This window comes from Cellulosimicrobium sp. JZ28 (assembly GCF_015327065.1).
GTDB classification, from domain to species: domain Bacteria; phylum Actinomycetota; class Actinomycetes; order Actinomycetales; family Cellulomonadaceae; genus Cellulosimicrobium; species Cellulosimicrobium funkei.
In genome coordinates this window covers 1,515,176-1,531,800 of record NZ_CP017660.1, presented here as the reverse complement: position 1 = coordinate 1,531,800, position 16,625 = coordinate 1,515,176, and the positions used below count along the sequence as shown (strand labels likewise).

The window sequence follows — 16,625 nt, the reverse complement described above, 5'->3', positions numbered from 1 at the left end:
GGCTCGAGGTGTGGCAGAGAACGAAGGGGGCGGCGTCCGCACGCCCTCGGACGTGGACGGGGCCGCCGGCCCCGTCGACTACCACGCCGTCTTCTCGGTCCTCACGGCGCCCAAGGCGGTCCTCGCGCCCGACCTGACCATCCTCGACGCCAACGAGTCCCTCCTGCGCACCATCGGCGCGCCCGCGAGCGCCGTCGTCGGGCGCCACTACCTCGACGTCTTCCCCGTCCAGGGGCCGGACGGGAGTGCCGTCGACCGGGTCGTGCTGTCGCTCGAGCGCGTCGCGCGGACGGGACGTCTCGAGATGATCGGCCCGCACCGGTACGACCTGCGCGGTCCCGGCGGCGGGTGGTCCGAGCGCTGGTGGCTCACGACGAACCTCCCCGTGCTCGACGCCGCGGGCCGGGTCACGGCCGTCGTCCACCGCGCGGAGGACGTGACGTCCGTCGTGCAGGCCGGCGGGACGACGGCGCCCGAGCCCCCGTCCGGCCCCGCGGACCCCACCGCGCTCTCGGTCGTCGACCAGGCCCTGCTGCTCGGGTCGTCCGTCGACCGGTACGCGGACGTGATCACGCGCGAGCGCAGCGCGTCGCTCGCCCTCCAGGACTCCGTGCTCACGCCTCCCCCGCGCATCCCCGGCCTGACGATCGACGTGCGGTACCGGCCGGCGGTGCCGGAGGTCCACGTCGGCGGCGACTGGTACGACGCGTTCGTCCACCCCGACGGCGAGGCGACCGTCGTCGTGGGCGACGTGACGGGGCACGACGTCGCCGCCGCCGCCCACATGGCCCACCTGCGCGGCGTGCTGCGCTCGGTCGCGTTCGCGACGGACGCCGGGCCAGCCGAGGCGCTCGACGCCGCCGAGCGCACCGCGGAAGGGCTCGGGCTCCAGGCGCTGTCCACCGTCGCCGTCGCGCGCATCGGCACCCCTGGCCTGACGGGGCGGCGCGCCGTGTGCTGGGCGAGCGCCGGGCACGTCCCGCCCGTCGTGCGTCGCGCCGACGGGACCGCGCACCTGCTCACCGCACGCCCCTCGCCGATGCTCGGCGTCGGGCTCGGCGGCCCGCGCGCCGAGCACGAGACGTCGCTCGACCCGGGCGACACGCTCCTGCTCTACACCGACGGGCTCGTCGAGCGGCGGGACCGTTCGCTGCGGGACGTGCTCGACGAGCTGCCGGCCCGCGTCGAGGCGCTCGGCGCTGTGCCGCCCGACGCGCTCCTCGACGCCCTCCTCGCCGAGCTCGTGCCGCTCGGCTCCCAGGACGACGTCGCGCTCGTCATGGTGCACGTCGACGACGAGCGCACGGCAGCGGGCGCCTAACCAGGTACTGCCAGAACCCTGCTGGAGCGGGACTCCCTCAGGCCCCGGGGTGCGGTGTCGAATGGTGAGCGCACCCCACAGCGAGGAGAGCTCCATGAAGGCCACCATCATCTACGGCGCGGGCGACGTCCGGGTCGAGACCCGTCCCGACCCGACGATCCTCGAGCCGACCGACGCGATCGTCCGCGCGGTGCGCGCGTGCGTCTGCGGCTCGGACCTGCACCCCTACCGCTCGATGGGACGCAGCGACGAGGGCGTCCCGATCGGCCACGAGCTCCTCGGCGTCGTGGAGGAGACCGGGTCCGCCGTCGCGACGGTCCGTCCGGGTGACCTGGTGATCGCGCCGTTCGCCTGGTCGGACAACACGTGCGCCGTGTGCCGCGACGGGTTTCAGACCGCGTGCCCCCACGGGGGCTTCTACGGCAACCCCGGCGACGTCGGCGGCCAGCAGGCCGAGCTCGCGCGCATCCCGCTCGCGGACGGCAGCCTCGTCGCCGTGCCGGACGTCGACGAGACGAGCCCTCTGCTGCCGTCCCTGCTCACGCTCTCAGACGTCTACCTCACGGGCTACCACGCCGCGCACATGGCGCGCGTGTCGCCGGGCCAGACCGTCACCGTCGTCGGCGACGGCGCGGTCGGGCTGTCCGCCGTGCTCGCCGCACGCCTCATGGGCGCCGAGCGCATCATCCTCATGGGCCGTCACGAGGCCCGGACCGACCTGGGGCGCGAGTGGGGCGCGACCGACGTCGTCGCCGAGCGCGGCGCCGAGGGCGTGCAGCGGGTCCTCGACCTCACGGACGGCCTGGGCAGCCACGTCGTCGTGGAGGCCGTCGGGCACCTGCCCGCCTACGAGCAGTCCTACGGCGTCGTGCGCGCGGGTGGCGTGATCAGTCGCGTCGGCGTGCCGCAGTACGACGACGCCCCCGTCGGCTTCGCCTCGCTGTTCGGCCGCAACATCACGCTCACCGGCGGGCCCGCCCCCGTCCGCGCGTACCTCGAGGACGCGATCCCGCAGGTGCTGAGCGGCGCGATCGACCCCGGCCGCGTGTTCGACCAGGCCGTCGCGCTCGACGACATCGCCGAGGGCTACGCCGCGATGGACCGCCGCGAGTCCCTCAAGACGATCGTCACGTTCTGACCGGCGGGACGCTCGGACCGGAGCCGCGCCGCGTGGACGGGTGCACCGCTCGCGCGTCGCGCCGTCGTCCCGCACTACCGTGAAGGACGTGGAGGCCATGGACAACCGTTCCGAGGTGCGCGAGTTCCTCATGAGCCGCCGCGCCCGGGTGACGCCCGAGCAGGCGGGCATCGAGACGTACGGCGGCCGTCGGCGCGTCGACGGGCTGCGCCGCGACGAGGTCGCCCGCCTCGCCGGGGTGAGCGTCGACTACTACACGCGGCTCGAGCGGGGGAACCTGCGGGGCGTGTCCGACGCCGTGCTCGAGTCCGTCGCGCGGGCCCTCCTCCTCGACGCGGCCGAGCGCGAGCACCTGCTCGACCTCGCGCGCACCGCCAACCCCGTCGGCGCACGCCCGCAGCGTGGCCACGGCGACACCCCGGTGCGACCCGAGCTGCAGTACCTGCTCGACGCGATCACCACCGCGCCGGCGTTCATCCAGAACAACCGCATGGACCTCGTCGCCGCCAACGCGCTCGGGTCCGCGATGTACGCGCCCATGATCGCGGGCTCCGCGGGAGCGGCGAACTTCTCGCGGCACATCTTCCTCGACCCGGCGTCCCGCGACTTCTACCCCGACTGGGACCGAGCGGCGTGGACGAACGTCACGATCCTGCGGCGCGAGGCCGGCCGCAGCCCGCACGACCGGCGGCTCCAGGCGCTCGTGGGCGAGCTGTCGACGCGCAGCGAACGGTTCCGCGAGCTGTGGGCGTCCCACGACGTGCGCCGGCACTACGCCGGGCAGAAGACGTTCCGCCACCCCGTGGTCGGGGAGCTCGAGCTGCACTACCAGACGCTCGAGCTCCACGGCGACCCCGGGCTCGGCATGACCGTGTACACCGCGACGCCCGGCTCCCCGAGCGAGGAGTCGCTGCGCCTGCTCGCGTCGTGGGCGGCGTCCGAGGACGCCGCTCGCACGCCGGCACCCACCGACTGAGAGGAACCCATGGACCTGGACGACCTGCTCGCGGAGCTCGACGCCGGGCGGACGATCCCCGGCGGCTCGCCGCTGCACGACGTCATGCACCGCACGAGCCAGGAGGCGCTGCGCATCGCCGGCGAGCTCAACGGCGCGTACCGCTCGCCCGAGCGCGTCCGCGAGCTGCTCGCGGAGCTGACGGGCAGGCCCGTGCACGAGTCCGTGAACCTCTTCCCGCCCTTCACGGCCGACTTCGGCAAGAACATCACCCTCGGGCGGGACGTCTTCATCAACTCCGGCTGCCGGTTCCAGGACCAGGGCGGCATCGTCGTCGGGGACGGCTGCCTCATCGGGCACAACGCCGTCCTCACGACCCTCAACCACGACCTCGACCCGGCCCGCCGCGCCGACATGCACCCGGCGCGCGTCGTCCTCGGCCGCAACGTCTGGCTGGGGGCGAACGTGACCGTCCTCCCGGGCGTGACGATCGGGGACGACGCCGTCGTGGGGGCCGGTTCCGTCGTCACCCGGGACGTGCCGCCGCGCACGGTCGTCGTCGGCTCACCCGCTCGCGTCGTCCGCTCGCTCGACGCCTGAGGCACCGGCCGGCACACGCCCTCTGGCCGACGCCGGGAACCCGTCCGCCGCGCGCGGCGTCCTCGAGGCGGCCGTCACGACGGGGAGCGCAGCCGCGCGCTCTCGCCGGAGCACGCCGAGCACGAGCAGCACCTGGCCGACGACGTAGGTGAGCATGACCCAGAAGCCGTGCCCGGGCAGGTCGTACCACGGGGCGAAGGCGTTCAGCGCGATGAGCGCGTCGGACAGGAGGAAGACCGCACCGCCGACCGCGGCGAGCCGGTCGACGCCCGTCGCGACCACGGCCATCGTCACGAGGCACACGCCGTAGACGACGACGGGGACGAGCAGCGACCCCGCGTCGGGCGCGCACGCGACGACGAGGGCGAGCAGAGCGAGACCGTACGGCACGAGCGCGAGCGGGCGGCGCAGGACGGAGCCCGCACGGTAGGGCCAGAACGCGATCGTGTACGTGACCTGGGCGCAGAGGAAGAATCCGACCATGACCAGGAAGGCGGTGTCGCCGTCAGCGAGGTCGGGCGCGGTGTCGCCGAGCCACGAGAAGCCCAGCGCCACGAGCGTGAGCCGGACGAGCCGCGAGCGCCGACCCGGGCCGGCGGCGGCGTGGCGCCGCGTGGCGAGCCACAGGCAGCCCGCCAGGACCGGCATGAGGAACCACTGCGACGTGTCGGCGAGGGTCTCGGCACCGAGGAGGTGGGCGGCGAGATGGACGAGGGTGAGCAGGGCGAGCGTGCCCCACGCGACGATCATGGGCGAGGAGACTCCTTCGGTCGTGCACCGGCGTCCTTGCCGGCGGTGGCCGATCCTAGCGCGTGGGACCGGGGCGAATGATCTTGTGGGGCACCCCGGTGCGCGCGACCATGGGGCGATGACCGAGCCCGTGCGGTGGACCCGCGCAGCCGTCTACCCGGACATGTGGGTGGACCCGGACGAGGACCCGCGCAACACCGACGGCGTGAGCCCGGACGGCGAGCTCGCGACGCTGCTCGACTACACGGCGAGCTACCGGACGACGCTGCTCATGAAGTGCGAGGGCCTCGACCCCGAGCAGCTCGCACGGCGCTCCGTGCCGCCGTCGACGATGTCGTTGCTCGGCCTCGTCCGTCATCTCGCGGAGGTGGAGCGGGAGTGGCGGGGGTGGGTCTCCGACGACGACGGCGAGCCGGCGCTGTACGGGGGGCACGACGCGGACTTCGACGGCGCGGTCGCCGACCAGGGCGTGGTGGACGAGGCGTACGCGAACCTGGCGCGCGAGCAGGCCGCGACCGACGCGGTGCTGACGCGGCACCCGGACCTCGGGGAGCGGCTCGGCGTGGACCGGGTCGCGGTCCGCGAGGTCCTGGTCCACCGGATCGAGGAGTACGCCCGGCACTGCGGGCACGCCGACCTCCTGCGCGAGCGGATCGACGGCAGGACCGGACAGTAGGGCCTCAGCCGACGACGCCCCTGTCGCTCACGTCGTCGCGCGTCCCGCCGTCCCCGGTGTCGAGGTCGCGGCGTCGGCGACGAGGACGCGCCCGTCGCGCACCTCGGCCGCGAAGACCGCCAGCGGCCTGCGGTCCTTGCCCCCGGCGTCGAGCACCTCGCCGGTGTCGACGTCCCAGACCTGCTTGAGCATCGGGGTGGTCACGGTGTCGACGTCGCGCTCCGTGCCGTCGTCGAGCGTGACGCGGTGCGTGCCGACGAGGCCGCGCGACATCACGTTGGCGCCGGAGTACGGGTCCCGCTGCTGGACGGCGCGCACGGTGCCGTCGGCGAGCCGGAAGACGGCGATCTGGGTCCCGCCCAGGAGGGCCCCGACCCCGCGCTCGGGCTCGAGGTCGTCGAGCGCGCAGATGTCGACGAACGTGCTCATCGGGCGTCCTCCAGCTCGGTGCGGGCGGCGACGAGCGCGACGTCGCGCGCTGCGCGGGGGTCCGGGTAGGCGACGGCGTCGGTCTCGTCGGCGGGACGGACCTGCCCGCGTTCGGGGACGAACGCGAGGTCGCCGTCGACCGCCTCCGGCGCGTTGACGAACGGAGTGAACTTGCGCAGCTTCGCCGGGTCCGCGAGCGTCGCGCTCCACTCGTCCTCGTAGTCGCGCACGTGCTCGGCCATCGCCGCCTCGAGCTCCTCGGCGATCCCGAGCGAGTCCTCGACGACGACGCGGCGCAGCTCCTCGAGCCCGCCCGCGCGCTCCGCGACCCAGGGCGCCGTGCGCTGGAGACGGTCGGCCTCCTGGACGTAGAGCATGAGGAACCGGTCGACGTAGCGGACCAGGGTCTCGTCGTCGAGGTCCTCGGCGAGGAGCTGGGCGTGGGCCGGCTGGGCTCCGCCGTTCCCGCCGACGTAGAGGTTCCACCCCTTGTGGGTCGCGATGATGCCGACGTCCTTGCCACGAGCCTCGGCGCACTCGCGCGCGCACCCGGAGACGCCGAACTTGATCTTGTGCGGCGAGCGCAGGCCGCGGTAGCGCAGCTCGAGCCGCACCGCCATGGCCGACGAGTCCTGCACGCCGAACCGGCACCACGTACGCCCGACGCACGTCTTCACGGTGCGCAGCGACTTCCCGTACGCGTGCCCGGACTCGAACCCCACGGCCGTCAGGCGCCGCCAGATCTCCGGGAGCTGGTCGAGGCGCGCGCCGAACATCGCCAGCCGCTGTCCTCCGGTCACGCGCACGTAGAGCCCGAACTCGTCGGCGACCTTCGCGAACTCCAGGAGCTGGTCCGCACGCACCTCGCCCCCGGGCATCCGCGGGATCACCGAGTAGGTGCCGTTCTTCTGCAGGTTCGCCATGACGTGGTCGTTGGTGTCCTGGAGCGCGGCCTGCTCGCCCTCGAGGACGTGCCCGCGGCGCAGCGTCGAGAGGATCGACGCGACCGTCGGGCGGCAGACGGCGCAGCCGCGGCCCGTCCCGTGCGCCGCGACGATCTCGGAGAACGTGCGCAGCCCTTCCTCCCGCACGATGCGGTACAACGCCGCCCGGGACATCGCGAAGTGCTCGCACAGCGCGTCCGAGACGGTGACGCCCGCCCGGGACAGCTCGCCGTTCAACAGCTTGGTGAGCGCCGGGACGCACGACCCGCACACCGTGCCCGCCGTCGTGCAGTCCTTGACCTGCCCGATCGTCCGGCAACCGTGCTCGGTCACCGCAGCCCGGACCGTCCCGGCGTCGACGTTGTTGCACGAGCACACGACGGCCTCGTCGGGCAGCTCGGTCTCGGCCAGGCCCTCGCCGTCGGGCGCGATCACAGCCGCGGGGTCGGCGCCGAGCGGACGGCCCAGGAGCGGACGCAGCGCCGAGTAGAGCCCGATGTCGCCGACGAACACGCCGCCCAGCAGCGTCGTCGCGTCGTCCGAGAGCACGAGCTTGCGGTACCGGCGGTGGATCGGGTCGACGAACGACACCTCGAGCGCGCCCGCGCTCACCGCGTTGACGTCGCCGAACGACGCTGCCTCGACGCCCACGCCCTTGAGCTTGGTGCCGTCGTCGGTGCGCCGGTGCACGCGCTCGCCGCCGAGGAAGCGGTCGACGACGACGTCGGCCATGTCGTTCCCGGGCGCGACCAGCCCCGCGCACGCGCCGTCGACCGACGCGCACTCGCCGATCGCCCACACGCCCGGGTCGGAGGTCTGGCACGCCTCGCCGACGACGACGCCGCCGCGTTCGCCGATCGCCAGGCCCGCCTCGCGCGCCACCCTGTCGCGCGGCCGGATGCCCACGGAGAAGACGACGACGTCGGTCGCCAGCTCGGAGCCGTCCGTGAGCTCGACCGAGCCCACGGACCCGTCGCCCGCGGGCAGGAACCGGTGCGCGCCCGCACCCGTGCGGACCGTGACGCCGAGGTCCTCGATGAGCAGGCGCAGCATCTCGCCGCCGCCCTGGTCGAGCTGGACGCTCATGAGCCGGTCGGCGAACTCCACGACCGTGGCCTCCGCGCCCAGCCGCTGGAGCGCTGCCGCCGCCTCGAGGCCCAGCACGCCACCGCCCACGACGACGCCGCGCACCGCCCGACCCAGCGCCCGCTCGCGCAGGCGCACCCACTCGGCGAGCCGCTCGACGTCGTCCAGCGTGCGGTAGGTGAACAGGCCCGGCAGGTCCGTGCCCTCCGCGCGCGGCGTCCACGCCCACGAGCCCGTCGCGAGCACGGCGCGGTCGTAATGGACCTGGCGCCCCGACCGTGTCGTCACGACGCTCGCCGTGCGGTCGAGCGACGCGACCGCGTCCCCGGTGACGAGCGTGACGCGCGGGTCGTCCCACACCGCGCGGTCCAGGGCGAGGGCGTCCACGTCGCGGGCGTCGAACCACTCGGACAGGTGCACGCGGTCGTACGGCTCGTGCGGCTCGTCACCGATCACGGTGACGGACCAGGCGCCCTCGGGGTCGCGCGAGCGCAGGCCCGCGACGAGGCGGTGGGCCGTCATGCCGGCGCCGACGACGACGATCCGGTCGCCGTCCAGAGGGCCGTCGTGGGGCGAGGGCTGAGAGAGGGAGGCCACGGGGAGCACTTTCAAGAGGCGGGGCTGCGTCGAGGCCCCGACCCGGGTGCGACCGGTGCCTGCCCCGACCCTAGGCGACGCGGTCCGACCACAGCCGCCCCGGGACCAAGGTCCTCGGTACCCACGGCGAAAGCCACCCGCCGGCCATGCGTGCGGTGGGGACGGCACGACGCCACGCCCCGGACGGGACGCGGCGTCGTGACGCCGATCGTCCGGCGGGAGCTCAGGCGTTCGCGAGCTCGCGGGCCTCGTCGGCCAGCTGGTCCTCGTAACGACGCACGACGCGGCTCACGGTCGACCGCGACGCCGAGACCCGCTGGGCGATCTCGCGCTGGTTGAGGCCCTCGCGCACGAGCTCGACGATGCGCCGGTCGCGCTCGGCGGTCGGGTCCTCACCGAGCGTCGTCTCGACGTCGTCCGCCGTGGTCGCCTCCACGTCCTGCGGCCGAGGGAGGTCGAAGACCTCCACGCGCCGCGTGTGGCCCGTCACGGCCGGGGGCTCGGGGGCCGACGTCGTCTCCGCCTCCTCGGGGACGGGCTGCTCCCACGGGAGGGGCCGCGTGCGCCCGAAGATCTCCTTCACCCGCGCCTCGAGGTCCGGCAGGGCCTCGAACGCGGGCTCGGCGGCGCGCGCCTCCTGCGCGGTCTCCGCGTCGGAGACCTCGGCAGCCGCCTCGGCGGCGAGGAGCTCGCGGGTCACCTCGCGCACCGGCAGGTCGGACGACGGCGCGGCGTCCGACGCGACGTCGTCGGACACGTCGGCGGCGGGCACGTCGACGGCGGGCGTCACGGCGTCGGGCGTCACGGCGTCTGCCGGCTCGACCGCCGGGAGAGCCTCGACCGCATCGGACTCGTCACCGCTCGCGGGCCGGGAGGCGAGCGGAGCCGGGCCGCTCGTCGCTGCGGACACTGCCGCCCCGACGGCCACGACCGCGGGTGCCTCGGCGGGCGCGGGCACCTCGGACGCCGCAGCGCCGGCCCTGCCCCGCGCGGTGCCGCGCTTCGCGGAGCTCGCTCCGATGAGGTCGAGCCGGTTGCCGTGCCGCTCCGCGGCCTCCAGGCGGTCGACCCAGACCTGCATGCGACGCTCGAAGTCCTCGACGGTCAGCAGCTTGAGCGCGGCGTCACGGGCGGCGCGCTGGCGCTCGTGCGCGGCGCGGACCTTGCGCAGGTCCGCCGGCGAGCCAGCGCTGTCGGCGCGCGCGTCGCGCCACTGCTCCAGGGCGGACACGTACCCGTGGACGCGCAGCTCACGACGGCGCTCCTCGAGCGTGTGGCCCGTGACCATGTGCCGCTCCCCCACGAGGGCGAGGTGCCACATGAGCGCGGCGACCAGCGGCGGCACGAACCGGAACACCACCATGTACGGGGTGCTCGCCGTCGGGACGGCGATCTCGTGGAGAGCGGCGAACAGGCCCGACGTCCCCGAGAGCACCCACGTGAGCGCGAGGAGCACGCCGTAGGGCCGCCCCTCCAGCGCGGCGTTGCGTGCCATGAGCGCCACGGCGACGAGGCTGATCTCGAGGAAGCCCGCGAGCCCGTACGCCTCGAGCGGCGACATGTGCGCCACCTCGAGACCGAACAGGACCATGCCGCTGTACGCCAGGGCGGTGGCGATCGTCGCCGCGATGACCACCGCCACCATCGGGAGGTGCCGGCCGCGATAGCGCACCTGCCGCGGGGAACCGCCCGCGCCGGTCTGGTCCTGCTGTGTCACGTCGTCCTCCGAAAAGTGGTGTGGGCGCACATATCCCAACACTCAGGACGATCCGCGTCAACGTACCGGAAGGGGCGAACCGCGGCCGGGCGCGAACGGCACCGCACGACCTGCCGGGAACAGCACGACGCCGCGCCCCCGGACGGGGACGCGGCGTCGGTCGCAGCGGTGGTCTCAGACGTTGAAGCCGAGCGCGCGGAGCTGCTCCTTGCCGTCGTCGGTGATCTTCTCCGGGCCCCACGGCGGCATCCAGACCCAGTTGACGCGGAAGCCGTCGACGAGGCCTTCGAGCGCCTGCGCGGACTGGTCCTCGATGACGTCCGTCAGCGGGCACGCCGCGGACGTGAGGGTCATGTCGATGACGGCGTGGTTGTTCTGGTCGATCTGGATGCCGTAGACGAGGCCGAGGTCGACGACGTTGATGCCGAGCTCGGGGTCGATGACGTCGCGCATCGCCTCCTCGACGTCCGCGACGTTCGGCGGGCTCGGCGTGGCGCCCTCGACGGGCGCGCCGGTCTCGGTGGTCATCGGTTCTCCTCCGTCGTTCCCCGCGCGGCGAGCGCCGCGTCGGAAGCCAGTGCGGTCGATGCGTCGCCGAGCGCGCTCAGGGCGCCCGAGGTGACGAGCGAGTCGCGCAGCGCGGCCCAGCCGAGCAGGGCGCACTTGATCCGTGCAGGGTAGCGCGAGACGCCCGTGAACACCGTGGCGTCACCGAGCTCGTCCTCCGCGGCCTCGTCGAGGCCCTTCCCGCGCGAGCCCATGAGCTCGCGGAAGACGTCGCCGAGGTGCTCGGCCTCCGTTGCCGGGCGGCCCGTCACGAGGTCGGTGAGGACGGACAGGGACGCCTGCGAGATGCTGCAGCCCTGCCCCTCCCAGCTCACCCGGTCGATGGTGCCGCCGGCGAGCTCGACGCGCAGCGTCACCTCGTCGCCGCACGTGGGGTTCACCTGGTGCGACTGGCCGCTCGCCGCGCCGTCCGCCACCTCGACCAGGCCCCGGCCGTGCGGGGTCTTCGCGTGGTCGAGGATGACCTGCTGGTACATCTGCTCGATCGAGCTCATCGGGTCCTCTCTCAGTCCACCGAGAAGAACGCGCGGACCCCGGCCAATGCTTCCCGGAACGCGTCGACGTCCTCGCGCGTGGTGTACACCGACGCCGACGCGCGCGCGGTCGCGGCGATCCCGAAGCGGCGGTGCAGGGGCTGGGCGCAGTGGTGACCGACGCGCACGGCGATGCCTGCGTCGTCGAGCACCTGGCCGACGTCGTGCGCGTGCACGCCGTCCACGACGAACGACACGACGGCGAGGCGGTCGGCCGGCTCGCGCGGGCCGATGATGCGCACGCCGGGGATCTCCCCGATGCGCAGCAGCTCCGCGGCGAGCTCGTACTCGTGCGCGGCGACGCCGTCCATGCCGAGCTCGTGCAGGTACTTCGCCGCGGCGCCGAACCCGACGACCTGCGCGACGGGCTGCGTGCCCGCCTCGAACCGCTGCGGCGGCGCCATGTACGACGACTCGGTCATCGTGACGACCTCGATCATCGACCCGCCGGTCGTCACGGGCGGCAGCGCCTCGAGCAGCTCGCGCCGCCCGTACAGCACGCCCACGCCCGTGGGGCCGAGCATCTTGTGCGCCGAGAACGCGGCGAAGTCGACGCCGAGCGCGGGCAGGTCGACCGGCAGGTGCGGCACGGACTGGCACGCGTCGAGCACCGTGAGCGCCCCGACCTCGCGCGCCCGGGCCACGATCGGCTCGACCGGGGTGACCGCGCCCGTCACGTTCGACACGTGCGTGAAGGCCACGACGCGCGTGCGCTCGGTGATGACGGTCGCCGCGTCCTCGACGCGCACGCGACCGTCGTCGTCCACCTCGAACCAGCGCAGGACGGCCCCGGTGCGGGCCGCGAGCTCCTGCCACGGCACGATGTTCGCGTGGTGCTCGGCCTCCGTGATGACGATCTCGTCGCCCGGCGCGAGCGCGAAGCGGCGGGCCGCCTCTCCCCCGCGGCCGAGCGTCGCGTTCGAGATCCCGTACGCGACGAGGTTGATCGCGGCCGTCGCTCCCGACGTCCAGACGATCTCGCCCGGGCGCGCACCGACGAACGCCGCGACGTCGGCCCGGGCGTCCTCGAACGCCTCCGTCGCCTCCTCGGCGAGCTGGTGCGCGCCGCGGTGCACGGCCGCGTTGCGCTCCTCGTAGAAGTCGACCTCGGTGTCGAGGACGACCTGCGGCTTCTGCGCGGTGGCCGCGGAGTCGAGGTAGACGAGCGGACGACCACCGCGCACGGTGCGCTCGAGCAGCGGGAAGTCCGCCCGCACGGCGGCGAGCTCGACGTCGGTCAGGCGCGCCGGACCGGCGTGCTGCCCTGCGGGGTGCGCGGTGGTCGTCATGGTCGTCTCCTCAGGTGGTGCGAGCGCTCAGGCCGAGGCGGCCGAGGCGGACTCGACGGCGCCACCGAGGTAGCGGTCGTAGCCCTCCTCCTCCAGGCGCTCGGCGAGCTCCGGGCCGCCCTCCTCCGCGACCTTGCCGTCGACGAAGACGTGGACGAAGTCCGGCTTGATGTAGCGCAGGATGCGCGTGTAGTGCGTGATGAGCAGGACGCCCGCCTGGGTCGCCTCGTGGACGCGGTTCACGCCCTCGGAGACGATGCGCAGCGCGTCGACGTCGAGGCCCGAGTCGGTCTCGTCGAGGACGGCGAACTTCGGCTGGAGGAGCTCCATCTGGAGGATCTCGTGGCGCTTCTTCTCACCGCCGGAGAAGCCCTCGTTGACCGAGCGCTCGGCGAAGGAGTCGTCCATGCGCAGGCGCTCCATGGCGCCCTTGACGTCCTTGACCCAGTGGCGCAGCGCGGGGGCCTCGCCGTCGATCGCGGTCTTCGCGGTGCGCAGGAAGTTGGACACGGAGACGCCGGGGACCTCGACCGGGTACTGCATGGCGAGGAACAGGCCCGCGCGGGCGCGCTCGTCGACGCTCATGGCGAGGACGTCCTCGCCGTCGAGCGTCACGGTGCCGCCGGTGACCTGGTACTTGGGGTGGCCGGCGATCGAGTAGGCGAGCGTGGACTTGCCCGAGCCGTTCGGGCCCATGATGGCGTGGACCTCGCCGCTGGCGATCGTCAGGTCGACGCCGCGCAGGATCGGCTTCGGCCCTTCCTTGGTCTCGACGCTGACGTGCAGGTCGCGGATCTCGAGAGTGGACATCAGTGGTTCTCCAAGAGGTTCTTGAGCTGGGGGGCGCGCGCGGCGCGCCGGGTCAGAGGAGGTCGGGTCAGGTGGGAGCGACGACGCGGTCGACGTCGACGAGCACCTGCTCGCCGTCGACCGTCACCGGGTAGACCGGCACGGGCCGCATCGCGGGCAGCGCGGTCGGCATGCCGGTCCGCAGGTCGAACTGCGAGCCGTGCAGCCAGCACTCGACGAAGCAGCCCTCGACCTCCCCGTCGGACAGGGACACGGCCCCGTGCGAGCAGATGTCGGAGATCGCGTGCCACCCGCCGTCGCCGTCGCGCACGACCGCGACCTCGACGACGCGCCCGTCCTCGGCCGGGAGCTCGACGCGCAGCGCCTCCTCCGGGCCGAGGTCGGACGTCGTGCAGGCAGGCTGTGCGGTCACGCCGTCGCCTCGGCGGGCTCGGCGCTCCCGTCGATGATCGACATGGACTTGCTCAGCTCGCGCTCGATCGCCTCGAGCAGGCGCTCCTCGACCGACGCGACGCCGATCTCCTGGATGAGCTCGGCGAAGAAGCCGCGGACGACGAGACGGCGCGCCTCGACCTCCGGGATGCCGCGAGCCTGCAGGTAGAAGAGCTGCTCGTCGTCGAAGCGTCCGGTCGCGGACGCGTGCCCCGCGCCCTCGATCTCGCCCGTCTCGATCTCGAGGTTCGGCACCGAGTCCGCGCGCGCGCCGTCCGTGAGGACGAGGTTGCGGTTGAGCTCGTACGTGTCGGTGCCCTCGGCCTCGGCCCGGATGAGCACGTCCCCGACCCACACGGCGTGCGCGCCCTCGCCCTGCAGCGCGCCCTTGTACGTCACGCGGGACTTGCAGCGCGGGACGGCGTGGTCGACGAACAGGCGGTGCTCCTGGTGCTGGTCAGCGTCCGCGAAGTAGAGGCCCACCATCTCGACCTCGCCGCCCTCGGCCGTGAACTCCGCGTCCGGGGTGACGCGCACGACGTCGCCGCCGAGCGTGACGACCACGTGCTTGAGGCGCGCGTCGCGCCCGATCCGCGCGCGGTGCGACGACGCGTGCACGGCGCCGTCGGCCCAGTCCTGGACGGACACGACGGTGAGGTGCGCGCCGTCCTCGACGACGATCTCGACCGTCTCGTTGAGCGTCGCGGCGCCCACGTGGTCGAGCACGACGACGGCCTCGGAGTGCCGCTCGGCGCGCACGAGGACGTGGCTCGCCGTCGGCGTGGAGCCGTGGCCCTCGATGCGGACCGAGGTGACGTCGGAGGCGACGGCCTCCTTCGGCACCGTGACGACGGTGGCCTGCTCGAAGGCGTTCCACGCCGTCACGGCCGTGCGGTCGCCGGGCTCGCCGGCGGTGCCGAGGCGCTCGTCGCCGCGGCCGACGATCGTGACCTCGACCTCGGGCGCCTCGACGACCGTGACGCGCACGTCGCCGCCGCCGCTCTGCCCGACGATCGTGTCGTCGAACAGGGGCGCGAGGCGCGCCACGGGCGAGAAGCGCCACTCCTCCTCGCGCCCGGAGGGCACGGGGATGTCGGCGAGGTCGAACGACGTGAGCCGCTCGGCGCGCGAGCCCTGGGGCACGACGACGCCGTGGGAGTGCGCCCCGTCGGCCTGCGCGCGCGAGTGGTCGGTGGTCAGACCGGCCTCTTCGGGAACGGTGGTGGTGGTCATATCAGCCGACGGACCCTTCCATCTGCAGCTCGATGAGGCGGTTGAGCTCGAGCGCGTACTCCATGGGCAGCTCGCGCGCGATGGGCTCGACGAACCCGCGCACGATCATGGCCATCGCCTCGGTCTCCTCCATGCCTCGGGACATGAGGTAGAACAGCTGGTCCTCGCTCACCCGCGAGACCGTCGCCTCGTGCCCCATGGACACGTCGTCCTCGCGGACGTCGACGTACGGGTAGGTGTCGGACCGGGAGATCTGGTCGACGAGCAGCGCGTCGCACAGCACGGTCGAGGCCGAGTGCGAGGCGCCCTCGAGCACCTGGACCAGGCCGCGGTAGGACGTGCGGCCACCGCCGCGCGCGACCGACTTCGAGACGATCGACGACGACGTGTGGGGCGCCGCGTGGACCATCTTGGCCCCGGCGTCCTGGTGCTGGCCCTCGCCCGCGAACGCGATCGACAGCGTCTCGCCGCGCGCGTGCTCGCCGAGCAGGTAGATCGCCGGGTACTTCATGGTGACCTTGGAGCCGATGTTGCCGTCGACCCACTCCATCGTCGCGCCCTCGGCCGCGGTCGCCCGCTTGGTCACGAGGTTGTAGACGTTGTTCGACCAGTTCTGGATCGTCGTGTAGCGCACGCGGGCGTTCTTCTTCACGACGATCTCGACGACCGCGGAGTGCAGCGAGTCCGACGAGTAGATCGGCGCGGTGCAGCCCTCGACGTAGTGCACGTACGAGCCCTCGTCCGCGATGATCAGCGTCCGCTCGAACTGGCCCATGTTCTCCGTGTTGATGCGGAAGTAGGCCTGCAGCGGGATCTCGACGTGCACGCCCGGCGGCACGTAGACGAAGGACCCGCCCGACCACACGGCCGAGTTGAGCGCGGCGAACTTGTTGTCGCCCGACGGGATGACGGTGCCGAAGTACTCCTGGAAGATCTCCGGGTGCTCGCGCAGCGCGGTGTCCGTGTCGAGGAAGATGACGCCCTGGCGCTCGAGCTCCTCGTTGATCTGGTGGTAGACCACCTCGGACTCGTACTGCGCGGCGACGCCCGCGACGAGGCGCTGCTTCTCCGCCTCGGGGATGCCGAGCTTGTCGTACGTCTCCTTGATGTCCTCGGGCAGGTCGTCCCACGTGGCGGCCTGCTTCTCCGTGGAGCGCACGAAGTACTTGATGTTGTCGAAGTCGATGCCGGTGAGGTCGGAGCCCCAGCTCGGCATGGGCTTCTTGCCGAACAGGCGCAGCGCCTTGAGGCGCTGGTTCAGCATCCACTCGGGCTCGTTCTTGAGCCGGGAGATGTTGCGCACGACGTCCTCGTCGAGGCCGCGCTGCGCGATCTGGCCCGCCTCGTCGGAGTCGTGCCAGCCGTACTCGTAGGCGCCGATCGAGGCGATGATCTCGTCGTCGGTCTGCTTCTCACCGGTCGGCAGAGCCGTGCCGGCGGCGTCCTGGGTGGGAGCGCTCATGGTCGTCCTTCCACTGTCCGTCGTTGCGGGCGGGGGCAGTCGGTACAGGTTCTTCGGGGGAGGTCGTGCGGGCGGGGCGGGGCGCC

General features: G+C 73.3%; 16 protein-coding genes. 5 read left to right on the top strand and 11 right to left on the bottom strand.

Annotated features, from left to right (window positions below; translation table 11 throughout):
* The first annotated feature begins 10 nt into the window (after positions 1-10).
* The 4 genes from BJP59_RS07015 (at position 11) to BJP59_RS07000 (ending at position 4,014) form a co-directional block, all read left to right on the top strand.
* Positions 11-1,321, top strand: a complete 1,311-nt coding sequence (locus tag BJP59_RS07015) for a PP2C family protein-serine/threonine phosphatase (protein ID WP_194522554.1) — start codon at positions 11-13, stop codon at positions 1,319-1,321.
* A gap of 94 nt (positions 1,322-1,415) precedes the next feature.
* Positions 1,416-2,459 (top strand): zinc-binding dehydrogenase, encoded by a 1,044-nt coding sequence (locus BJP59_RS07010; RefSeq protein ID WP_194216269.1) that lies wholly within the window; start codon positions 1,416-1,418, stop codon positions 2,457-2,459.
* A gap of 97 nt (positions 2,460-2,556) precedes the next feature.
* Positions 2,557-3,435 (top strand): helix-turn-helix transcriptional regulator, encoded by an 879-nt coding sequence (locus BJP59_RS07005; protein ID WP_194522553.1) that lies wholly within the window; start codon positions 2,557-2,559, stop codon positions 3,433-3,435.
* Positions 3,436-3,444: 9 nt separating this feature from the next.
* Positions 3,445-4,014, top strand: coding sequence for a DapH/DapD/GlmU-related protein (locus tag BJP59_RS07000; RefSeq protein ID WP_194522552.1), 570 nt, complete (start codon positions 3,445-3,447; stop codon positions 4,012-4,014).
* Here BJP59_RS07000 and BJP59_RS06995 read toward each other — a convergent pair.
* Entirely contained in the window at positions 3,979-4,764 is a 786-nt protein-coding gene (locus BJP59_RS06995) for a lysoplasmalogenase (protein ID WP_194522551.1), read from the bottom strand. The genes BJP59_RS07000 and BJP59_RS06995 overlap by 36 nt on opposite strands.
* Before the next feature lie 118 nt (positions 4,765-4,882).
* Here BJP59_RS06995 and BJP59_RS06990 point away from each other — a divergent pair, with 118 nt between their 5' ends.
* Positions 4,883-5,440, top strand: a complete 558-nt coding sequence (locus BJP59_RS06990) for a DinB family protein (RefSeq protein WP_086150287.1) — start codon at positions 4,883-4,885, stop codon at positions 5,438-5,440.
* Between the two features lie 27 nt (positions 5,441-5,467).
* Here the strand turns inward: BJP59_RS06990 and BJP59_RS06985 are convergent, their stop codons facing one another.
* From BJP59_RS06985 to sufB, 10 genes are all read right to left on the bottom strand, one after another.
* Positions 5,468-5,869 (bottom strand): nitrite reductase (NAD(P)H) small subunit, encoded by a 402-nt coding sequence (locus tag BJP59_RS06985; RefSeq protein WP_021481600.1) that lies wholly within the window; start codon positions 5,867-5,869, stop codon positions 5,468-5,470.
* Entirely contained in the window at positions 5,866-8,421 is a 2,556-nt protein-coding gene (gene nirB / locus BJP59_RS06980) for a nitrite reductase large subunit NirB (RefSeq protein ID WP_194522969.1), read from the bottom strand. The genes BJP59_RS06985 and nirB overlap by 4 nt, the downstream gene beginning before the upstream one ends.
* 298 nt (positions 8,422-8,719) lie before the next feature.
* On the bottom strand, positions 8,720-10,213 hold the full coding sequence (locus tag BJP59_RS06975) for a winged helix-turn-helix domain-containing protein (RefSeq protein ID WP_194522550.1): 1,494 nt from the start codon (positions 10,211-10,213) through the stop codon (positions 8,720-8,722).
* 174 nt (positions 10,214-10,387) lie between these two features.
* Positions 10,388-10,741: a metal-sulfur cluster assembly factor gene (locus tag BJP59_RS06970; RefSeq protein WP_194228448.1), complete on the bottom strand. Its 354-nt coding sequence runs from the start codon at positions 10,739-10,741 to the stop codon at positions 10,388-10,390.
* Positions 10,738-11,274, bottom strand: a complete 537-nt coding sequence (sufU, locus tag BJP59_RS06965; RefSeq protein ID WP_194522549.1) for a Fe-S cluster assembly sulfur transfer protein SufU — start codon at positions 11,272-11,274, stop codon at positions 10,738-10,740. The genes BJP59_RS06970 and sufU overlap by 4 nt, the downstream gene beginning before the upstream one ends.
* Positions 11,275-11,285: 11 nt before the next feature.
* A complete protein-coding gene (locus BJP59_RS06960) occupies positions 11,286-12,602 on the bottom strand; it encodes a cysteine desulfurase (protein WP_194522548.1) in 1,317 nt (438 codons plus the stop codon).
* 27 nt (positions 12,603-12,629) lie between these two features.
* Entirely contained in the window at positions 12,630-13,412 is a 783-nt protein-coding gene (gene sufC, locus BJP59_RS06955) for a Fe-S cluster assembly ATPase SufC (protein WP_021480874.1), read from the bottom strand.
* A 67-nt stretch (positions 13,413-13,479) separates the two neighbouring features.
* Positions 13,480-13,824: a non-heme iron oxygenase ferredoxin subunit gene (locus BJP59_RS06950; RefSeq protein WP_021480875.1), complete on the bottom strand. Its 345-nt coding sequence runs from the start codon at positions 13,822-13,824 to the stop codon at positions 13,480-13,482.
* Positions 13,821-15,077 (bottom strand): Fe-S cluster assembly protein SufD, encoded by a 1,257-nt coding sequence (gene sufD / locus BJP59_RS06945; RefSeq protein WP_194522547.1) that lies wholly within the window; start codon positions 15,075-15,077, stop codon positions 13,821-13,823. The genes BJP59_RS06950 and sufD overlap by 4 nt, the downstream gene beginning before the upstream one ends.
* Before the next feature lies 1 nt (position 15,078).
* Positions 15,079-16,539, bottom strand: a complete 1,461-nt coding sequence (gene sufB / locus BJP59_RS06940; protein WP_021480877.1) for a Fe-S cluster assembly protein SufB — start codon at positions 16,537-16,539, stop codon at positions 15,079-15,081.
* Positions 16,540-16,625 lie beyond the last annotated feature (86 nt).

Excerpts from the sequence above, each read along its gene's own strand:
- BJP59_RS07010 (WP_194216269.1), top strand. The coding sequence starts at position 1,416 with ATGAAGGCCACCATCATCTACGGCGCGGGCGACGTCCGGGTCGAGACC.
- BJP59_RS07005 (WP_194522553.1), top strand. The coding sequence starts at position 2,557 with ATGGACAACCGTTCCGAGGTGCGCGAGTTCCTCATGAGCCGCCGCGCC.
- BJP59_RS07000 (WP_194522552.1), top strand. The coding sequence starts at position 3,445 with ATGGACCTGGACGACCTGCTCGCGGAGCTCGACGCCGGGCGGACGATC.
- BJP59_RS06995 (WP_194522551.1), bottom strand. The coding sequence starts at position 4,764 with ATGATCGTCGCGTGGGGCACGCTCGCCCTGCTCACCCTCGTCCATCTC.
- BJP59_RS06990 (WP_086150287.1), top strand. The coding sequence starts at position 4,883 with ATGACCGAGCCCGTGCGGTGGACCCGCGCAGCCGTCTACCCGGACATG.
- BJP59_RS06985 (WP_021481600.1), bottom strand. The coding sequence starts at position 5,869 with ATGAGCACGTTCGTCGACATCTGCGCGCTCGACGACCTCGAGCCCGAG.
- nirB (WP_194522969.1), bottom strand. The coding sequence starts at position 8,421 with ATGACGGCCCACCGCCTCGTCGCGGGCCTGCGCTCGCGCGACCCCGAG.
- BJP59_RS06970 (WP_194228448.1), bottom strand. The coding sequence starts at position 10,741 with ATGACCACCGAGACCGGCGCGCCCGTCGAGGGCGCCACGCCGAGCCCG.
- sufU (WP_194522549.1), bottom strand. The coding sequence starts at position 11,274 with ATGAGCTCGATCGAGCAGATGTACCAGCAGGTCATCCTCGACCACGCG.
- BJP59_RS06960 (WP_194522548.1), bottom strand. The coding sequence starts at position 12,602 with ATGACGACCACCGCGCACCCCGCAGGGCAGCACGCCGGTCCGGCGCGC.
- sufC (WP_021480874.1), bottom strand. The coding sequence starts at position 13,412 with ATGTCCACTCTCGAGATCCGCGACCTGCACGTCAGCGTCGAGACCAAG.
- sufD (WP_194522547.1), bottom strand. The coding sequence starts at position 15,077 with ATGACCACCACCACCGTTCCCGAAGAGGCCGGTCTGACCACCGACCAC.
- sufB (WP_021480877.1), bottom strand. The coding sequence starts at position 16,539 with ATGAGCGCTCCCACCCAGGACGCCGCCGGCACGGCTCTGCCGACCGGT.